The sequence below is a fragment of the Nonomuraea antri genome, from assembly GCF_013283785.1.
GTDB lineage: Bacteria > Actinomycetota > Actinomycetes > Streptosporangiales > Streptosporangiaceae > Nonomuraea > Nonomuraea antri.
This window is the reverse complement of sequence record NZ_JABCPZ010000077.1, coordinates 1-26596: the sequence shown is the minus strand read 5'-3', so window position 1 is coordinate 26596 and position 26596 is coordinate 1. Positions and strand designations below refer to the sequence as shown.

Annotated in this window: 24 protein-coding genes, 5 tRNA genes and 1 pseudogene; 14 read left to right on the top strand and 16 right to left on the bottom strand. The window is 70.5% G+C overall.

What is annotated here, in order from left to right; genetic code table 11:
* Positions 1 to 267: 267 nt before the first annotated feature.
* A complete protein-coding gene (locus tag HII36_RS24730; protein ID WP_173525613.1) occupies positions 268 to 1485 on the bottom strand; it encodes a glycosyltransferase family 2 protein in 1218 nt (405 codons plus the stop codon).
* A gap of 150 nt (positions 1486 to 1635) precedes the next feature.
* On the opposite strand from HII36_RS24730, the gene HII36_RS24725 reads away from it, so the two are divergent.
* The gene (locus HII36_RS24725; protein WP_236003833.1) at positions 1636 to 3129 is read left to right on the top strand and encodes a hypothetical protein; all 1494 of its coding nucleotides are present in this window, start codon (positions 1636 to 1638) and stop codon (positions 3127 to 3129) included.
* Here the strand turns inward: HII36_RS24725 and HII36_RS24720 are convergent.
* Entirely contained in the window at positions 3065 to 4651 is a 1587-nt protein-coding gene (locus HII36_RS24720; protein ID WP_328807865.1) for a dolichyl-phosphate-mannose--protein mannosyltransferase, read from the bottom strand. The two genes, HII36_RS24725 and HII36_RS24720, sit on opposite strands and share 65 nt — an antisense overlap.
* A gap of 10 nt (positions 4652 to 4661) precedes the next feature.
* Entirely contained in the window at positions 4662 to 5510 is an 849-nt protein-coding gene (gene rsmI / locus HII36_RS24715; RefSeq protein ID WP_328807864.1) for a 16S rRNA (cytidine(1402)-2'-O)-methyltransferase, read from the bottom strand.
* A 77-nt stretch (positions 5511 to 5587) separates the two neighbouring features.
* Here rsmI and HII36_RS24710 point away from each other — a divergent pair, with 77 nt between their 5' ends.
* Positions 5588 to 7219, top strand: a complete 1632-nt coding sequence (locus HII36_RS24710) for a dolichyl-phosphate-mannose--protein mannosyltransferase (RefSeq protein ID WP_173525612.1) — start codon at positions 5588 to 5590, stop codon at positions 7217 to 7219.
* 113 nt (positions 7220 to 7332) lie between these two features.
* Positions 7333 to 8517: a hypothetical protein gene (locus HII36_RS24705; RefSeq protein ID WP_173525611.1), complete on the top strand. Its 1185-nt coding sequence runs from the start codon at positions 7333 to 7335 to the stop codon at positions 8515 to 8517.
* A 10-nt stretch (positions 8518 to 8527) separates the two neighbouring features.
* On the opposite strand, the gene HII36_RS24700 is transcribed toward HII36_RS24705, so the two are convergent.
* Positions 8528 to 8917: a MerR family transcriptional regulator gene (locus tag HII36_RS24700; protein ID WP_328807863.1), complete on the bottom strand. Its 390-nt coding sequence runs from the start codon at positions 8915 to 8917 to the stop codon at positions 8528 to 8530.
* A gap of 58 nt (positions 8918 to 8975) precedes the next feature.
* Between HII36_RS24700 and HII36_RS24695 the strand changes: the two genes are divergently transcribed.
* A complete protein-coding gene (locus HII36_RS24695; RefSeq protein WP_173525609.1) occupies positions 8976 to 9770 on the top strand; it encodes an MBL fold metallo-hydrolase in 795 nt (264 codons plus the stop codon).
* Between the two features lie 22 nt (positions 9771 to 9792).
* Positions 9793 to 10749 carry a DUF5996 family protein gene (locus tag HII36_RS24690; RefSeq protein WP_173525608.1) on the top strand — a complete coding sequence of 319 codons (957 nt, stop codon included), beginning with the start codon at positions 9793 to 9795 and terminating at the stop codon, positions 10747 to 10749.
* A 183-nt stretch (positions 10750 to 10932) separates the two neighbouring features.
* Here HII36_RS24690 and HII36_RS24685 read toward each other — a convergent pair whose 3' ends face one another.
* Entirely contained in the window at positions 10933 to 13539 is a 2607-nt protein-coding gene (locus HII36_RS24685; protein WP_173525607.1) for a DUF7824 domain-containing protein, read from the bottom strand.
* Between the two features lie 45 nt (positions 13540 to 13584).
* Positions 13585 to 14358 carry a TetR/AcrR family transcriptional regulator gene (locus HII36_RS24680; RefSeq protein ID WP_236003832.1) on the bottom strand — a complete coding sequence of 258 codons (774 nt, stop codon included), beginning with the start codon at positions 14356 to 14358 and terminating at the stop codon, positions 13585 to 13587.
* A gap of 333 nt (positions 14359 to 14691) precedes the next feature.
* Between HII36_RS24680 and HII36_RS24675 the strand changes: the two genes are divergently transcribed.
* The 5 genes from HII36_RS24675 (at position 14692) to HII36_RS24655 (ending at position 15278) form a co-directional block, all read left to right on the top strand.
* Positions 14692 to 14766: transfer RNA gene (locus HII36_RS24675), tRNA-Trp, on the top strand.
* 27 nt (positions 14767 to 14793) lie between these two features.
* Positions 14794 to 14866: transfer RNA gene (locus HII36_RS24670), tRNA-Leu, on the top strand.
* Positions 14867 to 14977: 111 nt separating this feature from the next.
* Positions 14978 to 15052, top strand: a tRNA-Leu gene (locus tag HII36_RS24665).
* 25 nt (positions 15053 to 15077) lie between these two features.
* A tRNA-Ser gene (locus HII36_RS24660) sits at positions 15078 to 15167 on the top strand.
* A gap of 36 nt (positions 15168 to 15203) precedes the next feature.
* Positions 15204 to 15278, top strand: a tRNA-Arg gene (locus HII36_RS24655).
* Positions 15279 to 15495: 217 nt separating this feature from the next.
* Here the strand turns inward: HII36_RS24655 and HII36_RS58015 are convergent.
* Together HII36_RS58015 and HII36_RS24650 are read right to left on the bottom strand one after the other, a co-directional pair.
* A complete protein-coding gene (locus tag HII36_RS58015) occupies positions 15496 to 15624 on the bottom strand; it encodes a hypothetical protein (protein WP_268959600.1) in 129 nt (42 codons plus the stop codon).
* A 91-nt stretch (positions 15625 to 15715) separates the two neighbouring features.
* Positions 15716 to 16714, bottom strand: coding sequence for a zinc-dependent alcohol dehydrogenase family protein (locus HII36_RS24650; protein WP_173525606.1), 999 nt, complete (start codon positions 16712 to 16714; stop codon positions 15716 to 15718).
* Between the two features lie 82 nt (positions 16715 to 16796).
* Here HII36_RS24650 and HII36_RS24645 point away from each other — a divergent pair, with 82 nt between their 5' ends.
* Positions 16797 to 17138: an ArsR/SmtB family transcription factor gene (locus tag HII36_RS24645; RefSeq protein WP_173525605.1), complete on the top strand. Its 342-nt coding sequence runs from the start codon at positions 16797 to 16799 to the stop codon at positions 17136 to 17138.
* A gap of 43 nt (positions 17139 to 17181) precedes the next feature.
* Here the strand turns inward: HII36_RS24645 and HII36_RS24640 are convergent, their stop codons facing one another.
* Together HII36_RS24640 and HII36_RS24635 are read right to left on the bottom strand one after the other, a co-directional pair.
* Positions 17182 to 17670, bottom strand: a complete 489-nt coding sequence (locus HII36_RS24640) for a MerR family transcriptional regulator (RefSeq protein WP_173525604.1) — start codon at positions 17668 to 17670, stop codon at positions 17182 to 17184.
* 10 nt (positions 17671 to 17680) lie between these two features.
* Entirely contained in the window at positions 17681 to 18631 is a 951-nt protein-coding gene (locus HII36_RS24635) for an SDR family NAD(P)-dependent oxidoreductase (protein WP_173525603.1), read from the bottom strand.
* 146 nt (positions 18632 to 18777) lie between these two features.
* Between HII36_RS24635 and HII36_RS24630 the strand changes: the two genes are divergently transcribed.
* Positions 18778 to 19344, top strand: a complete 567-nt coding sequence (locus HII36_RS24630) for a hypothetical protein (protein ID WP_173525602.1) — start codon at positions 18778 to 18780, stop codon at positions 19342 to 19344.
* Positions 19345 to 19352: 8 nt separating this feature from the next.
* Here HII36_RS24630 and HII36_RS24625 read toward each other — a convergent pair whose 3' ends face one another.
* Positions 19353 to 20069 (bottom strand): TetR/AcrR family transcriptional regulator, encoded by a 717-nt coding sequence (locus HII36_RS24625; RefSeq protein WP_328807862.1) that lies wholly within the window; start codon positions 20067 to 20069, stop codon positions 19353 to 19355.
* 77 nt (positions 20070 to 20146) lie between these two features.
* On the opposite strand from HII36_RS24625, the pseudogene HII36_RS24620 reads away from it, so the two are divergent.
* A pseudogene (locus HII36_RS24620) lies at positions 20147 to 21774 on the top strand (ABC-F family ATP-binding cassette domain-containing protein).
* 90 nt (positions 21775 to 21864) lie between these two features.
* On the opposite strand, the gene HII36_RS24615 reads toward HII36_RS24620, so the two are convergent.
* Entirely contained in the window at positions 21865 to 22482 is a 618-nt protein-coding gene (locus HII36_RS24615; protein WP_217369910.1) for a formyltransferase family protein, read from the bottom strand.
* Between the two features lie 11 nt (positions 22483 to 22493).
* Positions 22494 to 23327: a CPBP family intramembrane glutamic endopeptidase gene (locus HII36_RS24610; RefSeq protein ID WP_328807861.1), complete on the bottom strand. Its 834-nt coding sequence runs from the start codon at positions 23325 to 23327 to the stop codon at positions 22494 to 22496.
* A gap of 73 nt (positions 23328 to 23400) precedes the next feature.
* Here HII36_RS24610 and HII36_RS24605 point away from each other — a divergent pair, with 73 nt between their 5' ends.
* On the top strand, positions 23401 to 24030 hold the full coding sequence (locus HII36_RS24605) for a TetR/AcrR family transcriptional regulator (RefSeq protein WP_217369909.1): 630 nt from the start codon (positions 23401 to 23403) through the stop codon (positions 24028 to 24030).
* A gap of 51 nt (positions 24031 to 24081) precedes the next feature.
* On the opposite strand, the gene HII36_RS24600 is transcribed toward HII36_RS24605, so the two are convergent.
* The 3 genes from HII36_RS24600 to HII36_RS24590 form a co-directional block, all read right to left on the bottom strand.
* Positions 24082 to 24495, bottom strand: a complete 414-nt coding sequence (locus HII36_RS24600) for a hypothetical protein (RefSeq protein ID WP_173525599.1) — start codon at positions 24493 to 24495, stop codon at positions 24082 to 24084.
* A gap of 65 nt (positions 24496 to 24560) precedes the next feature.
* Entirely contained in the window at positions 24561 to 25361 is an 801-nt protein-coding gene (locus HII36_RS24595) for a hypothetical protein (protein ID WP_173525598.1), read from the bottom strand.
* An 82-nt stretch (positions 25362 to 25443) separates the two neighbouring features.
* Positions 25444 to 26596: MFS transporter (locus HII36_RS24590; protein ID WP_217369908.1), on the bottom strand; the 1153-nt coding region annotated here is incomplete at its 5' end.

Here is a 26596-nt window from a genome sequence, read left to right as displayed (position 1 = left end):
GATCGCTGGTAGGGCGGAGACAGGCTAACCGTTAAGATCACCATTTGTCTGGAAACGGCCGTTTCCCTTTTTCAGCTTCCTTTCACCGCAGCTCCACGTCGATGCCGTGCCCCTCGAACTGCTCGACGAGATCGTCCAGTGTCGGTCCCGGGCCCCAGCGATGCAGGCCGACGAACAGCCCGTCGATCTCCGCGCAGACCGCGCGCCTCCCGGACGGGGAAAAGAAAAGTCGGGCCCGAAGCGGGCCCGGCCTTGGTGCGTGGACGCTCAGCGGGAGCGTTCGAGCGAGACCGCCTCCGCGGCCTCCTCGGCGGCCTTGGCCGCGACGTCGATCGAGCTCTCCTTCGTCCGCCTGATGCCCAGGATGCTGATGAACAGCGTGGCGAAGATGGTCTGGAAGCTCATGATGAGCGCGGTGGCCGCGGGCACCACGATGCGCAGCGACTCGCGCGGGTCGAGCTCACCGAAGCTGCGCACCTGCCAGTGCACCAGCGACATGACCAGGCCGACCAGACCGGCCAGGGCCAGCAGGCCACCGGCGACCAGGCCCTTCTCCAGCGTCACGAGGTCGATGAGCCTGCGGATGCGTGGCGACTCGGGCAGGAAGCCCTCTTCCGCCGCGTAGACCTTGGTGAACAGGGCGAACAGGGCCGCCTGGAAGCCGATCACCACCGCGGCCGACGCGCCGACCAGGGTGTCGACGTCGAAGGCGAGCCTGCCGATCTCCACCGGGCCGAACGTCAGCGCGGTGCCCGCGACCAGGCCGACGATCATCAGCAGCAGGCCGGGGTAGAAGAACAGCCACTTCGGGCTGTAGAGCAGCAGGAAGCGCAGGTGGCGCCAGCCGTCGCGCCAGGAGCGCAGGTGCGGCGGGCGGGAGCGGCCGTCGGGCGAGAGCGTGGTGGGCACCTCACGCACGTCGAGGCCGGACAGGGTGGAGCGGACGACCATCTCGGAGGCGAACTCCATGCCCCCGGTCTGCAGGCCGAGGTTCAGGATCGAGTCGCGCCTGAAGCCGCGCAGACCGCAGTGGAAGTCGCCGATGGCCGAAGGGAAGAAGAGCCGGCCAATGAACGACAACACCGGGTTGCCCAGGTACTTGTGCAGCGGGGGCATGGCCCCGGGCGCGATGCCGCCCTTGAAGCGGTTGCCCATCACCAGGTCTGCGCCGTCGCGCAGTTGCTCGACGAACGGCAGCAACGAGGTGAAGTCGTAGGAGTCGTCGGCGTCGCCCATGATGACGTACTTGCCGCGGGCGGCCCTGATGCCGCCCATGAGGGCGTTGCCGTAGCCCTTCTCGTCGACGTGGACGACCCTGGCCCCGGCGTCGCGGGCGAGCTGCTGAGAGCCGTCCGTGCTGCCGTTGTCGGCGATCAGGACTTCGCCCTCGATGCCGTGCTCCTCCATGCACGCCAGCGCTTTGCGCACACAGACTTCCACGGTCTCTGCCTCGTTGAGGCAGGGCATGACCACCGTCAGTTCCACGTCTCAACCCTTCAGTTAAGGCTCTTCCAGTGAACCATCATGCCCTGTGCGAGAGGATGGTCGGGTCAAGAGCGAAAAACCACTGGCATTCTTTACAGCATGGTGAGCGTCGCGGAGATTACTCACGTGGACCACTCCACCCCAGGTCGAATGGCCCGCGCACGGGCTTTCCTCAGCCGTCATCGGGTGTTCGCCGCGGCGTTCGCGGCAGGCGCGGTGCTGCGGCTCTTCGCCATGCTCGGCTACGGCCCGGCGATGTGGTTCAACGACTCCTACGAGTACGTCTCGGTGGCGTTGCACCCCAGGCCGCACCCGATCAGGCCCGACGGCTACGGGTTCTGGCTGCTGCTGCTCAAGCCGTTCCACAGCTTCACCCTGGTGGTCCTGACCCAGCACCTGATGGGCCTGGCCACGGCCGCGCTCATCTACGCACTGCTGCGTAAAAAGTTCGCGCTGCCGAAGTGGGGCGCGACACTGGCGGCGGCGCCGGTGTTGTTCGACGCTTACCAGATTCAGCTCGAACAGCTGGTCATGTCGGACACCATGTTCACCCTGCTCGTGGTGGGCGTCATCACGCTGGTGCTGTGGAAACAGGAAATGTCGTGGAAAGTCGGCGCGGTGGTCGGCTTCCTGCTGGCGCTGACCTGGCTGACCCGGTCGATCGGGCTGCCGATCCTCATGCTGGTCGTGGTCTACCTGGTGATCAAGCGCACCGGCTGGCGGCCGATCGTGGCCATGGTCGTCACGTGCGCGATCCCGGTGAGCGCCTACATGGGATGGTTCTCCACGAACTTCGGCAAATTCGCGATGACCAACAGCGACGGCCTCATCCTGTACATGCGCACCGCGATCTTCGCCGACTGCGCCAAGATGAAGATCGACCCGTACAAGGACGTCGAGCTGGCGCTGCTGTGCATCAAGGAGCCGGTGCACGAGCGCAAGGCGTTCGCGCAGTGGTACCTGTGGGGCCAGGGCGGCGGCGGCGAGGGCACCGGCGAGGTGCTGCACCGCTGGGGCACCGGCAAGAAGTTCGACGAGATCACCAACGAGGCGGCCAGCGCGTTCGCCATGCGGGCGATCACCTCGCAGCCCGGCGACTACCTGGGCGTCGTCGTACGCGACTTCTTCCGCGCCTTCCACTGGGGCCGGCCGCGCTTCCCCGACGAGCCGACGTTCCTGATGTACGAGTTCAAGCCGTACTACGACGTCGACGACGCCGGCCAGAACAAGCGCCTGCCCAAGTGGCCGGCGTTCGGCGGCGGCCGCACCGACACCGACGCCTTCGCCTACGAGCAGGGCCCGCCGGAGACACGCATCGTCGAGCCCTGGGCCAGCATCATGAGCGTCTACCAGGACATCTTCTTCCTGCGCGGCATCCTGCTCGGCGTGATCATGCTGATCGGCCTGTACGGCGTCGTACGGCGCTGGCGGGAGTTCGGCGGCCCGGCGCTGCTGCCCTGGCTGGGCGCGGTCGGGCTGCTGCTGGCGCCGGCGGCGACGGCCGAGTTCGACTACCGCTACGTGCTGCCGGCCGTCCCGCTGGCCTGCGTGGCGGCGGCGATCACGCTCAAGCGGGACGTCACTTGGGCGCGGGTGTCACCCAAGAAGACATCAGCATCCGAGCCCACCACTGTTGCTGGGTGAGCGTCTCGGCCGTCAGCACCGGGTAGAGCCAGCCGAAGTTGATCAGCACGACCAGGGCGAACGCCCCCACGGTGGCGGCGCCGGCCGCGCGCCGGACCGGCGGGGCGTCCTGCCGGCCCAGCGCCAGCCCGGCCATGAGCACGACGGCCAGCACCAGGAACGGCACCAGCGGGATCATGTAGAACAGGTACATGGTCCGGTTCTGGGTGAGCGCGTAGTAGAACCAGGGCAGCCAGCCGGCCGCGCAGGTCAGCAGCACCGCCCCGGCCCGCCAGTCGCGGCGGGCCACGTACCAGGCGATGAGGCCGAGCAGCGCGAGCACGGCGCCGTACCAGAGCGCGGGGGTGCCCACGCCGAGCACGGCCTGTGAGCATTTGTCCGCGCCGCACGCCGACGCCGGCAGGTTCGGCGGGTAGTGGAAGGAGACCGGCCGCAGCAGCAGCGGCCACTCCCACGGCTCCGACATGTACGGGTGGTATTCGTGCAGCCCGGCGTGGAAGCGGAACACCTCGAACTGGTAGCTCACCCACGACCGCAGCGAGTCGAACACGAAGTAGCCGGGCCCTGACGACGTGGCGCGCTCCCAGTTGCGCCCCCACCCGCCGGCGCTCGCGAACCAGCCCGCCCAGGTGGCCATGAACGTCGCCGCCGGCACCAGCGCCAGCGCGCCGAAGGCGCCGGGCAGGTCGTGGGCGAGTGCGCCACGGCGCGGCTCACGCAGGCCGGCGGCCCGCCTGGCGCCCAGGTCCCATGCCACGCTCAGCACCGCGAACGCCACCAGGAAGGGCAGCCCCGACCATTTCACCGCGCAGGCCGCGCCCAGGCACACGCCCGCCGCGATCCGCCACGGCCGGGGCCCCAGCCGTGGGCCCATGGGCAAAACGGGCGCGCTCACGTACCGCGCGGCCAGCCGGGAGCGCGCGTGGTCGCGGTCGGCCACCAGGCAGGCGAAGCCGGCCAGCACCCAGAACATCAGGAAGACGTCGAGCAGCGCGGTGCGCGAGAGCACCAGGTGCAGGCCGTCGAGCGCCAGCAGCAGCCCGGCCAGGCAGCCCAGCAGCGTGGACCTGGTCATGCGCCTGGCCACGCGGGCCAGAATGAGGATCGACAGCGTGCCCACCACGGCCGCGGCGAAGCGCCAGCCGAACGGGGTCATGCCGAAGATCGCCTCGCCGGCGCCGATCATCCACTTGCCCAGCGGCGGATGCGCCACGAACAACGCGCACTCGTCGAGTCGCGAGCACTGCTTGAAGATGTCGAGATCGCCGCTGAGCAGACGGGTGTCGGCGATCGGGTTCTCCGAATCGCCGAGCATGGCGCGTTCCACGCCGCGGGTGATGAGGGAGTAGGCGTCCTTGGCGTAGTACGTCTCGTCGAACACCACGGCCTTGGGCTCGCCGAGCCTGATGAAACGCAGGAGACCGCCGAAGAGCGCGATCAGCAGCGGCCAGACCCAGCCGGCCCTGGCGCTTTCGCGCATGGGCGGGACCAGCCGTTGTGATAACAACCCCCAGTTGCTCACCTGCCGCACACTACGGCGTGGCGGATCTCCTGTGAACCAAGTCGTACAGCTCGCGTTTCGGTATCCCGGCCGCCTTGGCCACCTCCGCCACGGCGGTCTTGCGCTGCGTGCCCTCGGCCACCCTGCGGTCCACCTCGGCGACCAGTTCGTCCAGGTCGGGCTCGCTGTCGCCGGGCACGTGCCCGGCGACCACCACGGTGATCTCGCCCTTGACGCCGCCCGCCGCCCACTCGGCCAGCTCGCCGAGCCCGCCGCGGCGCACCTCCTCGTAGGTCTTGGTGAGCTCGCGGCACACCGCCGCAGGACGGTCGGCGCCGAAAGCCTCGGCCATCGCCGCCAGCGAGTCGGCCAGCCGGTGCGGCGCCTCGAAGAAGACCATCGTGCGTTCCTCGGCGGACAGCGTGGCCAGGCGGCGGGCCCGGTCGCCGCCCTTGCGCGGCGGGAACCCCTCGAAGCAGAACCTGTCGCTGGCCAGCCCCGACACGGCCAGCGCGGTGGTGACGGCGCTCGGCCCCGGCAGCGCGGTCACCCTGATGCCCGCCTCGACCGCCAGATGCGTCAGCCGGTAGCCGGGATCGGAGACGCCCGGCATGCCCGCGTCGGTGATGACCACCACCGTGCGGCCCTGTTTCAGCGTCTCGACCAGCTCCTGGGCCCGGCCCGCCTCGTTGGCGTCGTAGTACGACACCACCCGGCCGCCGATCTCCACCCCGAGCTCGGTGGCGAGCCTGCGCAGCCGCCTGGTGTCCTCGGCGGCCACGACGTCGGCGCTCTCCAGCACCTCGCGCAGCCGCGGCGAGACGTCACCCGCCTGGCCTATGGGCGCCCCTGCCAGCACCAACCTGCCCTCTACAGTCACCCGGCCATTGTGTCAGGGCGGCCCCATTAGACCGTGTTTCTGCCTACCTATCGCCTTGGGGCCCGTACGATGGCCGAATGGCGGTGACCGACTCCCCGTACCAGGCCTTCGACGATTCGGCGGTCGACGAGAAGCCCAGCACCCTGGCCAGGTCCGTCCGCGATCGGGTCATGCCACCCATGCGCGGAAGCCTGCTGTGGGGTTGGCTCGGGCCGCTGGCCGTGGCCCTGTTCGGCGGCATCCTGCGTTTCGTGAACCTGGGCCATCCCAAGGCCGTGGTGTTCGACGAGACGTACTACGCCAAGGACGGCTACTCGCTGATCAACTGGCTGGTCGAGCGCATCACGATCAAGGACGCCGACAAGGCGATCATGGCCGGGCGCACCGACATCTTCCAGGCGTGCGAGACCGCCGACAAGTGCGCCTCGTACGTGGTGCACCCGCCACTGGGCAAGTGGATGATCGGCGCGGGCGAGGCGATCTTCGGGCTGAACCCGTTCGGCTGGCGGTTCGCCGCGGCCGTGGTGGGCACGCTGTCGATCCTCATCCTGGCCAGGTTGGCCCGCCGGATGACCCGCTCGACGCTGCTCGGCTGCTTCGCCGGCCTGCTGCTGGCGCTCGATGGCCTGCACTTCGTGCTCTCGCGCGCGGCGCTGCTCGACATCTTCCTGATGTTCTGGATCCTGGCCGCCTTCGCCTGCCTGGTGGTCGACCGCGACCAGGCCAGGGAGCGGCTGGTCACCTGGTACGAGAACGGCGCGCTGTCGCCGTACGGCCCCGGGCTCGGCCCGCGGCCGTGGCGGATCGCGGCGGGCGCCTGCCTGGCCCTGTCGATGTCGGTCAAGTGGTCGGGGCTGGCGTTCGCGGTGGCCTTCGCCATCCTGTCCATCCTGTGGGACTTCGGCGCCAGGCGGGCGGTGGGGCTGCGGCACCCGTACGTGGGCGCGTTCAGGAAGGACCTGCCGCAGGCGTTCGCGGCCTTCGCGATCGTGCCGTTCGTGACGTACATGCTGACCTGGTTCGGCTGGTTCGCCACGGCCGGCGGCTACGGGCGAAACTGGGACCGGGCCACCTCGGCGGGCAACCCGTTCTTCTTCCTGTTCGACTCGTTCCGCTCCTGGGTCGACTACCAGATGCAGGTGTCCAGCTTCCACAACCAGCTCGACAGCACGCATCCGTACATGTCGGAGCCTTGGCAGTGGCCGATGCTGCTGCGTCCGGTGGCGTTCTTCTACGAGGGCAAGCCGGGCGCGTGCGGCGGACAGGACTGCTCGCAGGCGGTGCTCGGCGTGGGCACGCCGGTGATCTGGTTCGGCGCGCTGGCCGCGCTGGTGGCGCTCATCGCCTGGTACGTGGCCACGCGCGACTGGCGGGCCGGGGCGGTGTTGTGGTCGTACGCGGTGGGCTGGCTGCCGTGGTTCTTCTTCGCCATCGTGGAGAACCGGACGATGTTCCTGTTCTACGCGATCCCGATGGTGCCGTTCATGATCCTGGCCATCACGCTCTGTGCCGGGCTGCTGATCGGGCCGGCCGGCCAGACGGCCACCGGGGCGGCCCCGACCAGGCGCATCGTGGGCGCGGCCGCCGTCGGAGCGTTCGCTCTGCTCGTGCTCATCAACTTCTGGTGGTTGCACCCGATTCTCACCGGTGAGCTGATCCCGTACACCGAGTGGAAGGCACGTATGCTCTTCAAAGAACGGTGGATCTGACCCGGATACCGTGCGCTAAAGAATGGTTTCATAGGGTAGTCGCTGTGCAGGACCCAATACGCACCGGATTCGGTCATCGTCAGGCCCGGGGTCGATACGGCAAACTTCGAGGCATGAGTGCACCGGACGTCACCGCCCTCCTCGCCGAGTTGGAGCGCTCTCAGCCTGAACTGGCCGAAGAGGCCAGAACCGCCGTCGAATGGCTCACGGGTGGAGAGCCGTTGGAAACGGTGACCCAGCTCGACGTCTGCGAGTTCCTCTGGTACACGCTGCCACTCAAGGTCGGCGGCGACGACGAGCGCCTGGCGCGCTCGCTCGGCCGGCTGCTGCACCTCGGCGGCATGGAGCGCTACGCGGCGCTCTGCGAATCGCCCACCACCGTCCAGATCCTGCGTACCTACGCCCGCGAAGGGGAAGACGCGGGCACCAGCGCCTACCAGCAGGCGCTCGAAGCCACGGGCGTGCTCCCGCCCGACGTGCCGGAACTGCAGTGGAGCATGATCATGGGGCCGGAGGAGCTGGGCGCGCACGTGGCCTGCTCGGCGGCCCTGGAGCTGGCCATCGTCTCCGGCGAGAGCGTGGACCGGGCCGCGCTGACCCGCCGCTGGCTCACCGAGCCCCGCGCCGACCTGGGCGGCGACAGCTGGCTGAACCGCGTACACGGCGAACGGCTCAACCGCTGGGTGCTGGGCCGCGGCCCGGCCAGGCGGGAGCTGGCGCAGCCGTTCGAGGTGCGCCTGCACGCGCCCGTCACCCCGCAACCCCTGCCCGCCCTGCACGGCCTGCTCAGCCTGGCCGCCTCGGAAGGCAGCCTGCCGCTGCGCCTGGCGCCGTCACCGGCCGCGCTCCGGCTGCGCGAGCTGGCCGAGCGCGAGCTCGGCGCGATCTGCCGCACCGGCGCCAAACTGTCCATCACCGACTACGGCCTGCGCCTGCTCAACTCGCCCGAGATCATGTGGGACGCGGTCACCAAACTGCTGCTGGCCAGGGGAGACCACGAGTTCGAGGTGTCTGCCAGGGAGGCGGCGCTCATGCTGCTGGCCGACGGCACGCTCATGTCGCCGGCCGAGCTGCGCGAGCGGGTGGCCGACGTGGTGGGCGGCGAGGGCTGGCACCCGACCACGAGCCTCGACGACGTGACGGGGCCGGTGAGCGACCTGGTCTCCCAGCTCACCGCGCTCGGCCTGGCCTTCAGCGACGACCTGGCGGTACGGATGGCCCTGCCTGGCCGGCTCGCCGCGCTGGCGGCGTTGCGTGCCCATGCCCTGCGTCCGCGGAAATACGTCAGCTCGGCCTGACCCGGTCTCGTCAGCCCTGTCTCAGCCCCTGCTTGAACTCGGGGCACTCGACGAGCGGGTCGTGCGTGCAGCCTGCGGCGTGCCGCAGGCTGTCGCGCAGCCGGGTGAGCTGGTCGACCCGGGCGCTCACCTCGCGTTCCTTGGCGGCCAGCCGGGCGCGCAGCCGGGCGTCCGACGGCTTGGCGCGCAGGAACGCGGCGATCTCGGCCAGCGTGAACCCGGCGTCGCGGGCGCAGGCGATCAGCGCCAGGCGCTCCAGCGTCTCCGGCCGGTACGCGCGGCGCAACCCGTTGCGCCCCTCGGCCTCGATCAGGCCCTTGCGCTCGTAGAAACGCAGCGCGGACGCGGCCAGGCCGCTCCGCCTGGCCACCTCGCCGATGTCGAGCAACAGGTCGTCCACGGGGGCCTGGCTCCTTCCGCTTGACTTGAACCGCGCTTCAAGTCGCAGTCTAGACGGCATGCGAATTCACCACCTGAATCTCGGCTCGATGCGCGAGATCGACTCCATCGACGGCGGCGCCCCCGCCCGCGCCGTCTGCCATGCCCTGCTGATCGAGACGCCTGCCGACGGGCTGGTCCTGGTGGAGTCCGGGCTGGGCCTGGACGACGTCGCCAGGCCGGGCGAACTGCTCGAACGCGAATGGGCCGAACTCGTCGAGCCGGTGCTGTCCCCGGCGGAGACGGCGGTGCGCCAGGTCGCGGCGCTGGGATTCGACCCGGCCGACGTCCGGCACATCGTGCTCACCCACCTGGACGTGGACCACAGCGGCGGGCTGCCGGACTTCCCGCGGGCCGACGTGCACGTGATGGCGGCGGAGCTGGAGGCGGCGCTGACGCAGGCGCCGAACCGGCGCTACCGGCCCGGGCACTGGGCCCACACACCCCGCTGGGTCACCTACCAGGGCTCGGGGACGACCTGGTTCGGCGTGCCAGACGTCCGGCCGCTGACCGGGCTCGCGGAGCAGATCCTGCTCGTGCCGCTCGGCGGGCACAGCGCGGGCCACGCCGGCGTCGCGGTCGAGCACGACGGCCGGTGGCTGCTGCACGCCGGCGACGCGTACTTCCACCACGCCGAGCTCGACCGCGACGCGCCGCGGCCGCACCCGATGATGGATGTGGTGCAACAATCCGCCCAGGTCTCCCCCGAGCTCCGTCTGGACAGCCGGGCCCGGCTGCGCTCGCTCGCACACGACCACGGGGTGTCGGTCTTCTCCGCACATGACCCATGGGAGCTGGTCGCTCACCTTTCGTAGCGGGTTGTTACGATGAGTGGCCATGGAGCTGTTCCCGGCCATGCCACTCGACGAGTGGGCCGCGACCAAAGAGACCTTTCACCGCTTCGCCCAGATCGTCGGCAAGATCCGGATGGGCGACAGCAACCGGCGCAACCACTGGTGGCACGTGCCGTTCCATCTGACCGGGCGGGGGCTGACCACCCGGCCGATGGGCGGGCTCGGCGAGATGCCGGTGTTCTGCATCGACTTCGACCTGGTCCGGCACCGGCTGGTGGTGGACCTGCTCGACGGCCGCAGCGCCGAGTTCAGCCTGGTCGGCAAGTCCGTGGCGGGCTTCTACGCCACGCTGATGGAGACGTTGTCGGGGTTCGGCATCCGTCCCGACATCTGGGCGGTGCCGTACGACCTGGGCGACGAGACCCCGTTCGCCGAGGACACCGACCACGCCGCCTACGACCCGATCCTGATCAACCGGTACTGGCGGATCCTGGCGCAGGTGGCGCAGGTGCTCGACAGGTTCGCCCAGAACTACGCCGGCAAGATCAGCCCGGTGCACCACTTCTGGCACACCATGGACATCGCTGTCACCCGCTTCACCGGCCGCGTGGTCGGCGCCTCGCCCGAGGCCGACCCGGTGACCAGGGAGGCCTACAGCTGGGAGGTCATCAGCGCCGGGTTCTGGTTCGGCGACCAGGAACGGCCGTGGCCGGCCTTCTACTCCTACACCGCGCCCGAGCCCGAGGGGCTGGACAAGGAGCCGCTGCGGCCGGAGCAGGCGCAGTGGCTGCCGGCGCGAGGCAGCCACCTGGCCGTGCTGCGCTACGACGACGTACGGGCGAGCGAGCGGCCCGTGGCGACCGTGCTCGACTTCCTGCAGAGCGCCTACCAGGCCGGGGCCAAGCTGACCGGCTGCGACAGGGACACCTTCGACTGCCCGGGCGGCGTCACCGACCCCTACACCAGAACGCCCGCCCCCCGAGAGGGGCGGGCGCTCTGACGTTGAGTACCGGTGTGCAGGTCGCCTCACGGCGAAATGCACAACGCGGCTCCAGCCGAACGGTATTCCGCGAAGGCGATGGTTAGGCCCGGGGGACACATGACACACCGGCCACGAGGTATCTAACCACGTCTTGGGGCGGTCCATTCCCTGTCGGGCGGAGTTTTTTCGCCACCGGTCTGATTACGTGGTGCGGCCGGGGGTCTGTCGGGTGAGCTGGGCGTGCAGGCGGCGGGCCTGGCGTACCAGGTGGCTGGTGCGGGTGCGGCCGGCCAGCTCGGCGACGCGCGGCAACTCACCGCGCGCCCCGGCCCACCCGGCCGCATCGACGGCGAACGACACCAGCCGGACGTGCGCCGTGTTCACCCGCTCGCCCGGCCCCGGCAGGTACTCCTCGATCAACCCGGCCACGATCCCCCACACCGCCTCGTACGCGCCCTGCTGGGCGGCCTCCCTGAGCAGGGGCAGCACCTCGGTCGGGGTCTCGCGGCCGTGCCGCAGCAGCCTGGAGAGCTGCCTGCCCACCTCCTCGGCCGGCAGCTCGCCGGCGGCCGCCAGCCACAGCAGCGGCGCCATCACCTCGTCGTCGTCCCGCCGCTGCCAGATCCGGTACGCCAGCAGCATCGCCACGCCCTCGCCACCCGGACCCTGCGCGGTGGCCAGGGCGGTCAGGTCCGCCGTCCTGGGCACCTGGCGTGCGGAGTAGGACACGACCGAGTGCACGCTGTGCGCCGCGGCCAGCTCCCGGCGCGAGGGGACCACCGCCAGCAGGGCGGCGCAGCCCTCGTCGCGTGCGCGGGTGGCGATGACCGCGTCCAGCAGGGACAGTCCGGTGGGCGCCGCGTCGATCTCCGGCCTGACGCGGACGTCGTCCGGGTCGCTGTGATCCCACACCAGCCGGACGCTTGGATCGGCCGCCAGGGCGGCCACCGCCTCCTGCCCCACCGACTCACGCAGGCGCTCCCTCGCCTCGGGGGAGATGTCGCGTGGCAGGCGGAGCAGCGCCTGCTCCAGGTCCAGCGGCAGCGCACGCACGCCGGCCCGCTGATAGCCCGCCAGCCGTTCCAGCAGCTCGTCCGCGTCGAGTCGGCCGGTCACGTGCGTGGGCGTGGCCAGCAGGTACGGCGGCAGCGTGCCGTCGATCAACGCCTGGTGCACCTCGGCGAACCTGGCCAGCGGCACGATCTTGCTCACCGCGCCCTGGTCGAAGCCCGGCACGCGATCCTTCGGAGTGGGCATGCCGAGCGCGCCGCGCTTGCCCGCCCGGGCCTCCGTGCCGGGCTCGGCCAGTTCGACGGCCATCGCGCCGACCCACTCGTTGACGTCCCACCACGGGTGCCACCAGTAGCGGGAGGTACTGAACGCGGCAGCGGCCGGCGCCAGCGCGGCGGCCAGGCCGGCGCGGTCGGTCGCGGCCAGCCGGACGAACGCGTTCAGCCAGCGCTCGGCCAGGTACCAGTCGTGCGCCGACAGCCTCCGGAGCAGCCAAGACGGGGTCAGCTGGGGCGGGAGCACCCGGGACGGCTCGACGAGCACCGGCAGCGCCCGCGGACGGAATGCAGGCCCGTCCTCCTCCTCGATGCCTGGTAATGGGGTGCGGGCGAGCACCGTGCTCAGCTCGGCGCCCTCGCCGGGCGGCAGGAGGGACGCCGCGTCGGCGATGGTCTCCAGGGCGGCCGGGGTGAAGCGGGTGGCGTGCTTGACCACGAGACGCGCGGCACGTTCGCGCGCATCCGAGGCTGCGCACACGAACGCGGCCGCCACACCCGCTGCGAAGTCATCGAGATCCCCCGCGCCCGCCCGTTCCCGCCCGGAACCGGAACGTGCCGGAAGGTCGGTGGCGGGCACCAGGTGGACCGCTGGGCTGGCCGCTTCGGAGTGAGCCGGGCTGGTCGCCAGGTGGTCGAGCCAGGTGAGGCCGGCTCGCACGAATCGTCCCTCCCGGCGGAACAGCAGCCCTTCAACGGCCTCCCGCGCGTCCGGCGGCTCCAGCGGGCCGAGCCGGCGCAGGCAGGCGACCGCCAGGTCCGCCACGTTGGCGGGTGCGGCGGGCAGCAGCCGCAGGTAGTCGCGGCGGCGGGCGGACACCTCCGCGGGAGCCGGTTCGAGCGCCTGATGCAGCCGGACGAACAACCGCAGGTCACCGGCGGAGCCGCCGCGCAGGAACCGGCCGAGACACCCGTCGAGCAGCAGCTCGCGCGGCCCTTCCCCGGCCAACCTGACCGGCCATGCGTGCTCGTCGCGCAGCGCCCGTCCGACGCCGTCCGCCTCGAAGATCCGGGGCAGCATCACGGCACGCAGCGGCGCTTCCGCGGGGTCACGGGCGGCGAGCACGGCCCAGGCGACGGTGAACAGGTCGTGATCGGGCGGCTCGGCCCCGGTACTTCGGAGCAGTTCGAGTGCGAGCCGGGTGTCTCTGTCGCCCTCCGGTCTCGGGCCGGTCGATCGCCGGGCGAGCCGGACGGCCAGGTCGGACCGCCACCGCTCGGGCCGGTCCGCGATGGCCTCGGCGATCAGGGAGACGTCATCCCTTTCGTCCCAGCTCTGGAACTCCTGGCGATGCAGCCAGGCGGCCACCGCCGCGGCCCCGCCGATCGCGGCCGCGCCCGCCACCCGCATGGCCTCGATCCAGCCGCCGTAGCCGTATCGCCGGGCGCGCAGGTATCGGGGCAGCTCGCGGGCCACCTCCTGGCGCTGGGCCGGGTCGTAGCCGCCGAGGAGGGCGGCTACGACGGGGGCGTCTTCCTTCTCCAGCGCGTCGCGGACGGTCTCCCATGCCTCGTTCGCCATGGCGAAGACCGTAGCGACAGCCACCGACGTTCGGCCGCGGCCGCTTTACCCAGGGTGCTGGGTGGCGCCGTGCAGGAACAGGTCGACCAGTTCGGCCGGGGTGATCGGGTCGGGGTCGCGGCCGGTGGCCATGACGAGGAACTGGAAGGCGGTGGCCAGGCGGTGCGGGTCTAGCTTCAGTTCGGCGCGGTCGGGCTCGAACAGCCCCGCCAGGACGTCGCGGGAGGCCGCCATGGACGCCTCCCTGGCCGTCGCCTGCCCCGCGGCCCTCTGCCCATCGGCCCCTCGCCCGTCGGCGCCATGCCTGTCGACCCCTGGCCTTTCGACGCCGGCGTCATCATCGGTGGCTTTCTGGTCGGCGGGCTGGGGTGTGTCCTCCGGTCGGAGCCGGTCCTCCGGGCTGGGTCGGTCCGCTGAACGGCGGCGGTGCTCCAGGCGGAGGCGGTCCGTGTGGCGTAGCCCGCCCGAGGTGGTCAGGGCCCCGGCGACGGCGCCCATCCTCGCCAGGTGCGCCTGCATGGTCTCGACCGCCTCCACCAGCCGCTCACGCAGCGGCTGGTCCAGGGAGATGGCCGCGACGTGGGCCAGCGCGTCGTCGGGCCGGGCGGCCTCGGCCATGCAGGCGGCCAGTAACGCGTCCTTGTCGCCGAACGCCCGGAACAGGGTGCCTTCCCCGATCCCGGCCGCCCTGGCGACCTGTGCCGTCGTGACGGAGGTTCCGTACTCGACGACCAGCGGCAACGCCGCCTTCACGATCATCGCCCGGCGATCGTCCGGGCTCATCGCCGGCGCTCGCCGCCGGCCTTCGTTGGTAGTCATGCCTGAGAGTGTATGGAGTGAGTACTCACTCCATCAACCTCTTTCGCCATGGATACACCGCGATAAATGACTGGCGACCCCGCGCACGCCCGGGTTAGCGTATGAATCGTTCGGGCCGCACCGGTCCGAGACCACGAACGCGAGCAAAGGGGAAGGACATGACGCGCGAAGCCATTTCGGCACTGCGACTGCGACGCCACTCATGGCGGTCGCCGTTGCTCAGCGTGAATGTCCGGCCCTGGCAGGCGAAGAGGTAATCCCAGCAAAGGGACCTCTCCCTGTAGAAGCCGCCGGGCGCTGCCCAGGCGGCTTCTTTCGTTTCCGCGTCCCCTTATGGGCGAGCCAGCGGATAGGCAATCGGTCTCCAAAACCGATCGAATGCAGGTTCAACTCCTGCCGCCCATGCCATTTGAAAACTCCACAGCGGAAGACAATGCGTCCGTAGCCCAATGGCAGAGGCACCGGCCTAAGGAGCCGTACGGTGCGGGTTCGAATCCCGCCGGACGTACGTACATCAGGTTTCCCGCGGCTCGTCGTACGGAACGACCGGACGGCGCGCGCGATGGTCATCACGGGCACCGTCCACCAAAGCCCTGCTGACCGCGAGCCGCGGGAACTCACCGCTCTAGCCCAATTGGCAGGAGGCGCCGCGTTCAGCGCGCGGACAGTCAGAGTTCGAATCTCTGGAGCGGTACGACGGCCCTGGTGACAGGGCCCGTGGAGGGGCCAGCCGACAGATGGCGGCGGCCGCGGTCCCGAAAACCGTCGGCGCCTTCGGGCGCGTGCGGGTTCGACCCCCGCCCCCTCCGCACCGCGCGCCCCCGCCACCACCGTCGGACGCGCGAGGCCTCATAGCTCAATGGAGAGAGCGCCGGTCTACGAAACCGGGTCATGTGCAGGTTCGAATCCTGCTGAGGCCACCGCCCCGCGCCATTTGATTGCCCGCCCGGCGCGACGGCCCTTCGTGTCAGTGGAGCTGCGGCCGGGCCTCCGAAGCCCGGCATCCCGGTTCGATTCCGGGCGGAGGGACGCACACGATCGTCTTCCCTGTGGAACGTACGGATTCCCTGTGGAACGTACGGTGGGGGCCACCGCGCCGGCAGCCCCCACGTCATCACTATTCGGTACGACCGCTGGTTACGGCAGAGCCTCGATGACGGCGTCACGCCAGTCGTAGTTGGCCCAGTCGTAGTTGGCGGGAAGCCCACCGGTCACGGCGGCGAGCTCGCTGTCGTCGAGCTGGCGGGCGTTCAGGAAGTCGTTCATTTCAGATGGAACCTTTCCGAAGTGGTTGTGCTCCTTCAAGATCGCAGCAGGTGCTTGCGAACCACTTGGGAATCTCTAGGGAATCATCTCTTCAGTGCCCGACCGTCACAACGATCTTGCCGACCTGGTCGCCCGCCTCCAGGTAGCGGTGCGCCGCGACGATCTCGTCCAGGCTGAAGACGCGGTCCACGACCGGCTCGAACGCGCCACTCCGCAGCCCGGACGCGACGAACGCCACCGCCCGGCGCAGCCGCTCGGGGTCGGCGGTCGTCTCGTGGACGGTGTAGGTACGCATGTTCAGCGCCGGCATGCCGAGCTGGAACCCCGGATAGGGGGTCGTCTCACCGCTCAGCATCCCGTACTCGATCAGCGTGCCGCCCGGCGCGACCACCCTGGCCAGGTCCACCACGCCAGGTCCGGCGACCGCGTCGAACACGAACTCGGCGCCCCGTCCGCCGGTCAGGTCGCGTACCCGGGTGACGACGTCCTCCTCGCCGGTGACGATCACCTCGGCCGCGCCAGCCGCGCGCAGCCGGTCCCGCTTGGCCGGCGTCCGGGTGGTCGCGATCGGCCTGGCCCCGACCTGGTTCGCGACCCTGATCGCGGCCAGCCCGACGCTGCTCGACGCCGCCGTCAGCACCACCGTGTCACCGGCCCGCATCCCGCCGACCTCCACCAGCGCGCCGTACGCGGTCAGGTAGGGCATCCACACCGCCGCGCCGCCGACCGCGTCCAGCCCGTCGGGACGCGCCACGACCGCGGCGGCGGGCACGATCGCCCGCTCGGCGTAGACGCCGTAGTCGTTCATCGAGAACGCGGGCACCACGCTGACCGGCCGGCCCGGCTCGAACCCCGTCACGCCCGCGCCCACCGACTCCACCACGCCCGCCGCCTCGGCCCCGAGCCGGGCCGGGAACTCCTTGACCGGCTCGATGTAGTGCCCGCCGCGGAACAGTGTCTCGGCCCGGTTGAGCCCGATCGCGTCCACTCTGACCAGCAGTTCGCCCGGGCCTGGCGCGCCGATCGGCACGTCCTCGATCCGCAACACGTCCGGGCCGCCGAACTGGTGGAACCGCACCGTCCTGGTCATCACGCATCAATTCCTTCCGCAGGCAAGTACGATCGCCGTCGAACTTCGATGGTGATCGTACATTAAAGGTAGGATGCGGGTGATGACGACCACCCGACGCGCCGACCGCGTCCCGCCGCACCCGGACATCCGCGAGATCAGCCTGCAGCAGGTGCTCGAAGCCCTGGTCGACCCGGTGCGCCGGCAGATCGTCAGCGAGCTGTACGCCGCCGGGCAGGCGCTGAGCTGCGGCACGATCGAGCTGCCGGTCAGCAAGTCCACCGCCACTCACCACTTCAACGTGCTGCGCGAGGCGGGCCTGATCCGGCAGTACTACGTGGGAACGTCCCGCATGAACGACTTGCGCCGCGACGACCTGGACGAGGCCTTCCCCGGCCTCCTCCGCGCCGTGATCGCCGAACCCCGCCGCACGTCAGGCCAGTAGGCAGAGCAACCGGATCACCGGGAAGGCGGACGTGCCCGTCATGTCACTCGATGCCGAGGTCGTCCACGTCCGGACCGGTCGCGCCCCCATAGGTGTCGATCTTGTACTCGATCGCCGTGAGGGAGAGCGTCAGCTCACGGATCCGGCGGCGGACGTCGTCCCGGTGCCGTAGCAGCAGGTCGAGCCGCTCGGGCACGGTCTGCTCCCCCGCGTCGACGAGCGCGATGTAGTGCCGCAGGTCGCGCATCGTCATGCCGGACAGCCGCATCCGGGTGAGGAACACCAGCCGCCGGACCGCTTCGACGTCGTAGACCCGGTGGCCCTGACCGTCGCGGGCGACGTCGACCAGCTCGGCCCGCTCGTAGTAGCGCAGCGTGTGCGGGGAGATGTCGAGCAGCTCGGCGACCTCGGCGATCGTCATCGTCTCCGGCAGGCCGGCCAGGTCGGCGAGGCGGTGGATCACCTCGACCGACGGCCGGCCGTGGGCGCCGAGCGCGTCGAGCGCCCTGGTCATCAGATCGTCGGTGGCCATGGCCACCAGCCTAGATCGGCCGGTTCGACGCGGGCACACCCGCGAAGTCGGCGCCGCGCGCGAGCTCGGCCCACTGCTCGACCTCGGCCAGGCCGCGCCGGTAGACGCCCGAGATGCGCTCGACCGCCTCGCGTCCGAGCGGCAGCCGCAGCGGCACCGCGTCGGCGTGCGCGAGCGACACGATGATCTCGGCCGCGCGCACCGGGTCGCCTTCCTGCCTGCCGTCCGTCCCCGCCATGTCCGCGCGGACGCCGGCGAGCACTTCACGGTAGATCTCGGACGTCTCCGCGAACTCCAGCACCTCGGCGGCGTTGAACCCGGTACGGAACCGGCTGGGCTCGACGATCATCACCCGGATCCCGAACGGCGCGACCTCCCCGGCCAGGGCCTCCGACCAGCCTTCGAGGGCGAACTTCGACGCGGAGTACGTCGACACGCCGGGGAACGACATGCGTCCGCCCTGGCTGCTCATCTGCACGATCGTCCCGGCGCCCTGGGCGCGCATCGCGGGCAGCGCCGCGCGGACGAGCGCGGCGGGGCCGAACAGGTGCAGGTCCATCAGCTCGCGCAGGTGCGCGTCGCCGACCTCCTCGACCGCGCCGACCACGGCCCGGCCCGCGTTGTTCACGAGGACGTCGATCCGGCCGAACCGGTCGAGCGCGTCCTGGACGAGTCCCGGGGCGGCGGCGACGTCCCGGACGTCGTAGGCGACGATCAGGCAGCGGTCCGGGTGCTGGGATTCCAGGTCGGCCACGGTCTCCGGGCGGCGTACGGCGGCCACGACGCGGTCGCCCGCCGCCAGCGCCGCCTCCGCCAGGGCCCGGCCGAATCCGCGGGACGCGCCGGTGATGATCCAGGTCCGTGCCGTCGTGCCGGACAGGCTCGTGTCGGGCAGGCTCGTGTCGGAAATGCTGGTGTCGGGGCTGCTCGGGTCAGGAGTGTTCAGGTCAGGAGTGCTCATGCCGGGAAAGCTATGGCTTTGAGCGCGCTCGAACGCAAACCACGCGTTGTGCGGGTTTCATGGAGATTCCGTGCATCAGGCGGGCATGTCACCCACTGCTGTGGTGTCATGATCGCGAAGCCCCCCGCCCAGAGGACGGACCCGCGATGTCTCCCCGCTCACTCGTGCTGCCGGTCGCCGCGCTCTGCGCCGGCGGACTCGCCGTCCTGGCCTACTTCCAGGAGTCCGACCTGCTGCTCCTGAACGATCACCTGAATCACCCGTTCGCGTTCGGCGCGCTGGCCTGCGCCCTGGCTATCTGGGCCGCGCTCCGGCTACGGCCGCGGTGGCTGGGCGTGCTGATCTCCGTCGTCGCCGGGCTGGGCCTGTGCGCCGTCGTGCTGGCGGGGATGTTCTTCGCGATGTTCGGCTCCAGGGACGAGGCCGGGTTCGTCGACGGACCGGGCTCCTACCGGATCCGGCTCCAGGAGTCGCTGGCGGGCCTCGGCCCGGACCTGGTGACGTGGCTCAGCCTCCGCAGGGATGCCGGGCTGTTCACCAAGGAGTGGGACCTGGGCTGTTTCAACGACGACGTCCCCGGTGACGGCTACGACTCGGTCACCTGGACTGGCCCGCACACGCTGGAGATCCGGACGACCGACGGGCAGACGTTCCCCATCACCCTGGACCCGGTCTCCGGCCGGCCGCGGAACACCGCCACCGTCAACTGCTGACGCCACCGTCATTCCGGGGGGGCGGTGGTGTGGGCCTGGATGCCGTCGAGCAGCCAGGTCAGGCCGATCGCGAAGCTGGTGTCCCAGTCTCCTGCCACCACGAGCGGGCCGTGCGTGGCCAGCGCCGGGTAGCGCTCCCGGTTGGCCAGCAGGTGTTCGCCCGCCGGCCGCCGCACGTCCTGCTCTCCGCCGTCCGGCCAGGTGGCCTGCATGAGCCCGGCGCCGATGACGTAGTTGGACAGCCCGTACGCCGCGGCGGTGAGCTGCGGTTCCGTGACGCCGGCCGCCAGCAGCGTGGCGTACAGGAACTCGCTGCGGGCCAGCACGTTGGGCCCCAGCATCGGACGCCCGAGCAGCGCCGCCGACCAGGGATGCCGCAGCAGGACGGCCCGCCACCCGTCGATCAGCGCGGTGATGTCCGCCCGCCACCCGCGATCGCCCCCGCGCGGGATCTCGACCTCGCCGAAGATCGAGTCGAGGGCGAGGTCGAGCACGTCGTCCTTGGTCTTGACGTGCCAGTACAGCGTGGTGGAGCCGGTGCCGAGCCGTTCGGCCAGGCGACGCATGGTCAGCCGGTCCGCGCCTTCGGCGTCGAGCAGCGCGATCGCCTCCTCGACGATCCGGTCCCGGCTGAGCGGCGCGGCGTCGCGGCCCCGCCCGGTCGAGGGTCGCAGCCACACGTCCCCTGGCGTGCTGGCACTACGCCCGCCCTTGCTCTTGTCCACGGACCCGAGTCTAGTATGAGGATCGAGAAACCGGACCATTGATCCGGTCACTCGAACAACGATCGAGGTGAGGTGTCGTGGCAGGACATGTCGAGGTGGACCGGCTGACCTACCTGCTGCCCGACGGGCGCCTGCTCCTGCACGAGGTGTCCTTCCGGGTCGGCGACGGCGTCAAGGCCGCGCTGGTGGGGCCGAACGGCGCGGGCAAGACCACCCTGCTCCGGCTGGTCGCCGGGGACCTGCGTCCGGACGACGGCCGCGTGGTCTCTTCCGGCGGCCTGGGGGTAATGCGGCAGTTCATCGGCGACGTACGCGACGGTCGCAGCGTGCACGACCTGCTGCTGTCGGTGGCCCCCGCCCAGGTCCGCGCCGCCGCCGAGACCCTGGCAGACGCGGAGTCGGCGATCGCGGCCCGCGACGACGAGGCGACCCAGCTGGCCTACGCCCAGGCCGTCGCCGACTACGCCGACGCCGGCGGCTACGACATGGAGGTCGTCTGGGACGTCTGCGCCACCGCGTCCATGGGCCTGTCCTACGACGCGATCAGGGACCGCCCGGTGACCACGCTGTCCGGCGGCGAGCAGAAACGCCTCGTGCTCGAAGCCCTGCTGCGCGGCCCGGACCAGGTCCTGCTGCTGGACGAACCGGACAACTACCTGGACGTCCCCGGCAAACAGTGGCTGGAGGACCGGCTGCGCGCCACGGACAAGACCGTGCTGCTGGTCTCCCACGATCGCCGGCTGCTGGCCGAGGTCGCCGACCGGATCGTGACCGTGGAGGACCGCGGCGTCTGGATCCACGGCGGCGGCTTCGCCACGTACGCCAAGGGACGCGAGGAACGCATCAGCCGCTTGGCCGAGCGGCTGCGCCGCTGGGACGAGGAGCATGCCAGGCTGCGGCGGCTGGTGCACACGCTGCGGCAGACCGCGGCCAACAACGACGCGCTGGCCTCGTCCTACCGGGCCGCCCGCACCCGGCTGAGCCGTTTCGAGGAGGCCGGGCCGCCGCAACGTCCGCCCAAGGCGCAGAACGTCCGGATCAGGCTGCGCGGGGCCGTACCGGCAAGCGTGCCGTCGTCTGCGAGAACCTGGAGCTCACCGGCTTGATGCGGCCGTTCGACGCCGAGATCTGGTACGGCGAGCGCATCGGGGTGCTCGGCTCCAACGGCTCGGGCAAGTCCACGTTCCTGCACCTGCTGGAGCAGGCCGCGGACGGCACGGTGCCCGCGGTGCCGCACACCGGTACGGTACGCCTGGGGTCACGGGTGCGGCCCGGCCGGTTCGTCCAGACCCACGCCCGGCCCGACCTGCACGGGCACACCCCCGCCGAGCTGGTCATGACCGGACACGCCCACACACTGAACGAGGCGATGACCGCCCTGGCCCGCTACGAACTCGCCCCCGCCGGCGGCCAGCGGTTCGAGACCCTGTCGGGCGGCCAGCAGGCCCGGCTGCAGATCCTGCTGCTCGAACTGTCCGGCGCCACGCTGCTGCTGCTCGACGAGCCCACCGACAACCTCGACCTGGCCAGCGCCGAAGCCCTCCAGCAGGGCCTGGCCTCCTTCTCCGGCACCGTGCTCGCCGTCACGCACGACCGCTGGTTCGCCGCCGACTTCGACCGGTTCCTGATCTTCGGCGCGGACGGGGACGTGTACGAGAGCGACGAGCCGATCTGGCACGAGGGCCGCGTCGAACGACCCCGATGACCGGTCCGACGGAGAACTGGGGCCTGGAGCCGTACCTGTCGGGCGAGCTCCCGGCCGTGACGCCGATGGGCCGGCCCGGGCGAATGCCGGTCAGGTGAGACCGGCGGTCGGACGCTGCGCTGAGGGCTTCGGCGCGATGCCGAGGGCCAGCGCCTGGACCACCGCGGGCAGCAGGAGGTGTTCCGCCTGGAGCACCCGAGCCGCCAGCGTGTCCGGATCGTCCCCGGACAGGACCGGCACCTGCCGCCTGGCGATGGCGGGCCCTTCGTCATAGTCGGCCGTCACCAGGTGGACGGTGGCTCCCGAGACGCTGTCTCCGCCGGCCAGGACGCTCTCGTGGACTCGCCGCCCGTACATGCCCTGACCGCCGTGCCGGGGCAGGAGCGCGGGATGGACGTTGATGATGCGGCCGGCGTAGGCGTCCAGCACCGCGGGGCCGATCTTCTTCAGGTACCCGGCGGTCACGACGAGATCGGCGTGATGGCGGTCGAGGGCCGCGAGCATGGCCTGGTCGAGGTCGTCCGGGTCGGGGTGGCTGCGTCCGGACAGGTGCGCGCTGGGAATGCCCTGCTCGCGAGCGTGGGCCAGGGCCCGGACCCGCCGTTGTTGCTGATCACGAGGGCGACGGAGAAGGCGCTCGCGGGCTGCCGTGCCGCGTGCCGAGGTTGGAGCCGGCTGTGACGCGAGCACCGCGACGTTGTAGGCCATGGCCCCGATCATTACAGCAGCGCCGGTGCGGTGTTGATCGCCCCGTGGACGGCGAGAATGGGCCACATCAGCCGATACCGGCTCCACAGGTAGCCGAGGAACAACCCGTACGCTCCGTGGCTCGCGAAGACGCCGGCCAGGTCGGTGAGCAGCTGACCGGTACCCATGATGGCGACGTGCCAGGCGGCGAACAGCAGTGTGGCCAGCACGATGGCCGGCCAGCGGCCGAGAAGGTGCTCCCAGCGAGTCTGCAGCCAGCGCCGGTAGAAGACCTCTTCGAGCAGGGCGTTGACGGCGAACACCACGGCGAGCGTGCCCAGCAGCGTGACAAGGTCGAGTTCGGCCGGCCGGTCGACCGGCGGACGGCTCACCTGCGCGAGTAAGAACCAGGCCGCCACCGGAATCACCGGCCCGAATCCGCGCCGACCGGCTCGGGCCGGCCGCGGAACGTCCGTACTGGAGCGGGTCCACAGAAACAGCACCATCGGGACGGCGAGCAGCAGGACGGCCTTGAGCAGCGTATGTGCCGGTTCGACGGCGCCGCCGGCGTCCACCACGAGCCGCAGCGCCACGGCGAACAGCACCGCGCAGCCCAGCAGAACCCCCGCCTGCAGCTGCGGCCACCGCCCCGACGGCGGACCGGCGTCCGATACGGGCGCCTGGCCCACGGCGACGGGCGGCACCAGCCGGACGAGCGCGATCCCCGCCAGGGCAGGGATCCAGCGCTGCCACAGCGGCACGGTGCCGGCGTGGTCGGCCGAGTACCGAACCTCCCCGGAACCGCTCAGAACCGACCAGAGCACCGACCCGCCGATGACGACCAGCCCCACGAGCAACACACTCACACCCAGCACCCGAGGCAGCTCCACAGTATTCCGCACACTTGTACTGTAAAGGAAACCGTACGAGCGTGCTGTAATGAACGACATGCCGAAGGTCGTCGACCACGAGCGGCGTCGAGAGGAACTCGTCCGCGCCGTCTGGGAGGTCATCAGCAGGGACGGGATCGAGGGCGCCACGGTCCGCAAGGTTGCCGAGGCGGCGGGCGTCTCGGTCGGCGGGCTGCGTCACTACTTCGACAGCCAGCGCGACCTGCTCGCCTTCGCCGCGCACGCCATCGGCAGGAACGTCACGGAACGCGTCACCGCGCTCCTGCACGCCGACCTGCCGGGGCCGCAGCGCGCGCGAGCCCTGCTCGAAGAGTTCCTCCCGCTGGACGAGAACCGCCGGGTGGAGGTCGAGGTCTGGCTGGCGTGCCTGGTGCGCTCACATGTGGACGAATCGCTGGCCGAACTACGCACCACCGCCTGGGCGGGCGAGCGCCACATCTGCCGCCTCGCCGTCGCCTCCTGCCACGACCTGCCACTTCCCGACCGCCTCGACCAGGAACTCGCGGACGCCGACCTGGAACGGCAGGCGATGCGCCTGCACCTCGTCATCGACGGTCTGACCCTTCAGACGGCGACCTATCCGGAGAACTTCACGGCCGAGAGCATCCGCGCCATCCTCGACGAGGAGCTACGCCTCCTCCTGACCGAACCGCGATGACCCGGTCACCGCGGCAGAATTCTTCAGACGGGATTCTTCAACCGGGACTCTTCAACGGGGACTCTTCAGCCAGGATTCGAGGACGTTCAGCTCACGCAGTGGAAACGCGTGGTCTCTCCACTGCCGCGCGTACTCCTCTTCTCCCATCTCGAAGAGCAATCGCCTGACCGATCGGACCACCGCCCGCACCAACGGCCTCACCTCGCTCAAGAGGGTGAACACCGCGTGCCCCGCGTCGTCCGGTTCCGGCCGGAGCCCGTCGCGGAATCGGAGGATACGCAGCCGTACCGCACCGTCCTCGTGCGTGAACACCCATCGATACTCCGTGGGCTCGCCATTCCAGGAAAAGCGGATGTCGTCCCCTTGCGTGACGCGCACCAGGCCGTACAAGAGGTCGCCGAGAGCATCGGTCACATAGGACACGACCATCCGAGCCTCGCGCCCTTCATGGCCGATGGTGACCACAGCCCATCCATGCCTCGGGACCCCGTACGAGAACTCGATCCTCGACATGAGCCAATGATCGCCGTCTATGAGGGAAGCCACGAGGGCCACCACGGCAGAACGCAACCGGCCGGGGTGCCTTCGGCGGCCAGATCGTACAAAGTCATCGCCACAGGTCCGGCAATGGAGCCGACAACGGTGAGAGCGAGCAACACAGTCCCCGACCACAACCGCCCGGCCAACCAGGGCAGCCGGTTCAACAACTGGAACGACTGCGCGACCAGCGCCGACAGCACCGAGACGACCGGAAAGATCACGAACCGACTCAGCGACCAGAAGTTACCTGCGAATTTTTCGCCGGCGCTCAAGTCACCCTCGCAGTAAAGCTTCGCAGCAGCCACCAGCTGAATATCGAAAATGGTCCCGAACGTCGCGCACGCAAGGGCGATGATCACGGAGAGCCCGCATCCGAACATCCAGTAGATCTCGCGCACTTGTGGCGTTCTCCGCTCCGACACCGCGTCATCAAAGCAGACGCATATGCGGGCGATGCGCAATGCCGGTGCGGATCCGGTGCAGATTCCACCCGCCACGAACCGGATGCCCCAGAAGCACTTCCGCCGCCAGTACCTCCACACCCCACGACCTTCGAAGTCAGTCACCGGGCCGAAGCAACCCCGCCGCGCCTTCCGGGCCGAGACCACCGCTCCAGCCAGACCGCTCACGGCACAGACCAGCACCAGCCCCGCGTACTGCGGCACGGAGCAGGCGAACGACGGCCGGCCGAGCGCGGCCGTGCCGAGCGCGGTGAGCGATGCGGCCGCGATGCGAACCGCGCCGGAATCCGGCAGACGCGCACCATAGCGGAGGCGTCCGTCCTTGCCCACCAGGCAGCACCCTGATCGCCCCCGAGGCTCCTCCGCGTCATTGACCGTGGCTCCCGACGGCCGCGCAGTGCGGCGCCGCAGCTCAGCGCGGTTTGGCGAGTGACCACAGGGACACCGCCATGAGCAGGGCGATCAGCCCGCCGCAGATCATCACGGTGGAGACCGAGAAGGAGTCCACAACGCGTCCGCCGAGGAACGCGCCGAGTGCGAAGGTCGCCTGGAAGGAGGAGGTGAAGACCACCGTGGCGGCTTCGGGCGCGTGCGGCGCGGCGGCGAGGAACGACGACTGCGAGCAGACGGGCACTCCGCCATAGGCCAGGCCCCAGCCCACGAGCAACACCACCGCGCCGACGGTCGTGCCGCCCACCGAGGGCAGCAGCAGAGTGGTCGCCGCGATCAGGCAACCACAGCCCACGAAGGCAGCCCGCAGACGTGTGGCGGCGGCCTTGCCGGCCAGGAAGTTGCCCGCGATTCCGGCGACGCCGTACGCCAGCAGCACGGCGCTGACAGCCGCGGGAGACAGCCCGATGACGTCCTCGAGAAAGGGCGTCACGTACGTGTAGGTGCCGAAGTGGGCCAGCACGATGAGGAAGGTGGCCGTCAGGGCGATGGCGGCACCCCGGGTGCGCAGCAGGTCGAGCAGGACGCGAGGGCTGGTGACCTGGTGTGCGGGCAACGGCGGCAGCAACACCAGCAGCGCGGCCAGCACCAGGATCGCCAGCACGGCCAGCATCAGAAAGGCGGTTCGCCAGCCGGCGAGGTCGCCGATGAAGGTACCGGCCGGCACGCCGAGCACGGAGCCCAGCGGCACGGCGGAGAAGATCACAGCTGTGGCGGTTCCGACGGCCTGCGGCGGCACCAGACGCCCGGCCAGCCCGGCCCCGATCGACCAGAAGCCGCCGATGGTGAGACCGACCAGCACCCTGGAGATCAGCATGACCCAGTAGGACGTCGCCACCGCGGCCAGCACGTCGGCCACGGCCAGCACCGCCATCAGGACACACAACATCACGCGGCGATCCAGGCGCGCGGTCGTCAGCGTGACGGCGGGCGCGGCGACCGCGGCGACGACGCCGGGCAGCGCCATGGTCAGCCCGGTGGTGCCATCGGAGATCCCGAAGTCGGCGCCGATGGCGGTCAACAGGCCGATGGGCAGGATTTCGCTGGTGACAATGGCGAAGATGCCCAGCATGAGCGACGTGACCGCGAGCCAGTCGACGAGGGGTGGGCGGGGC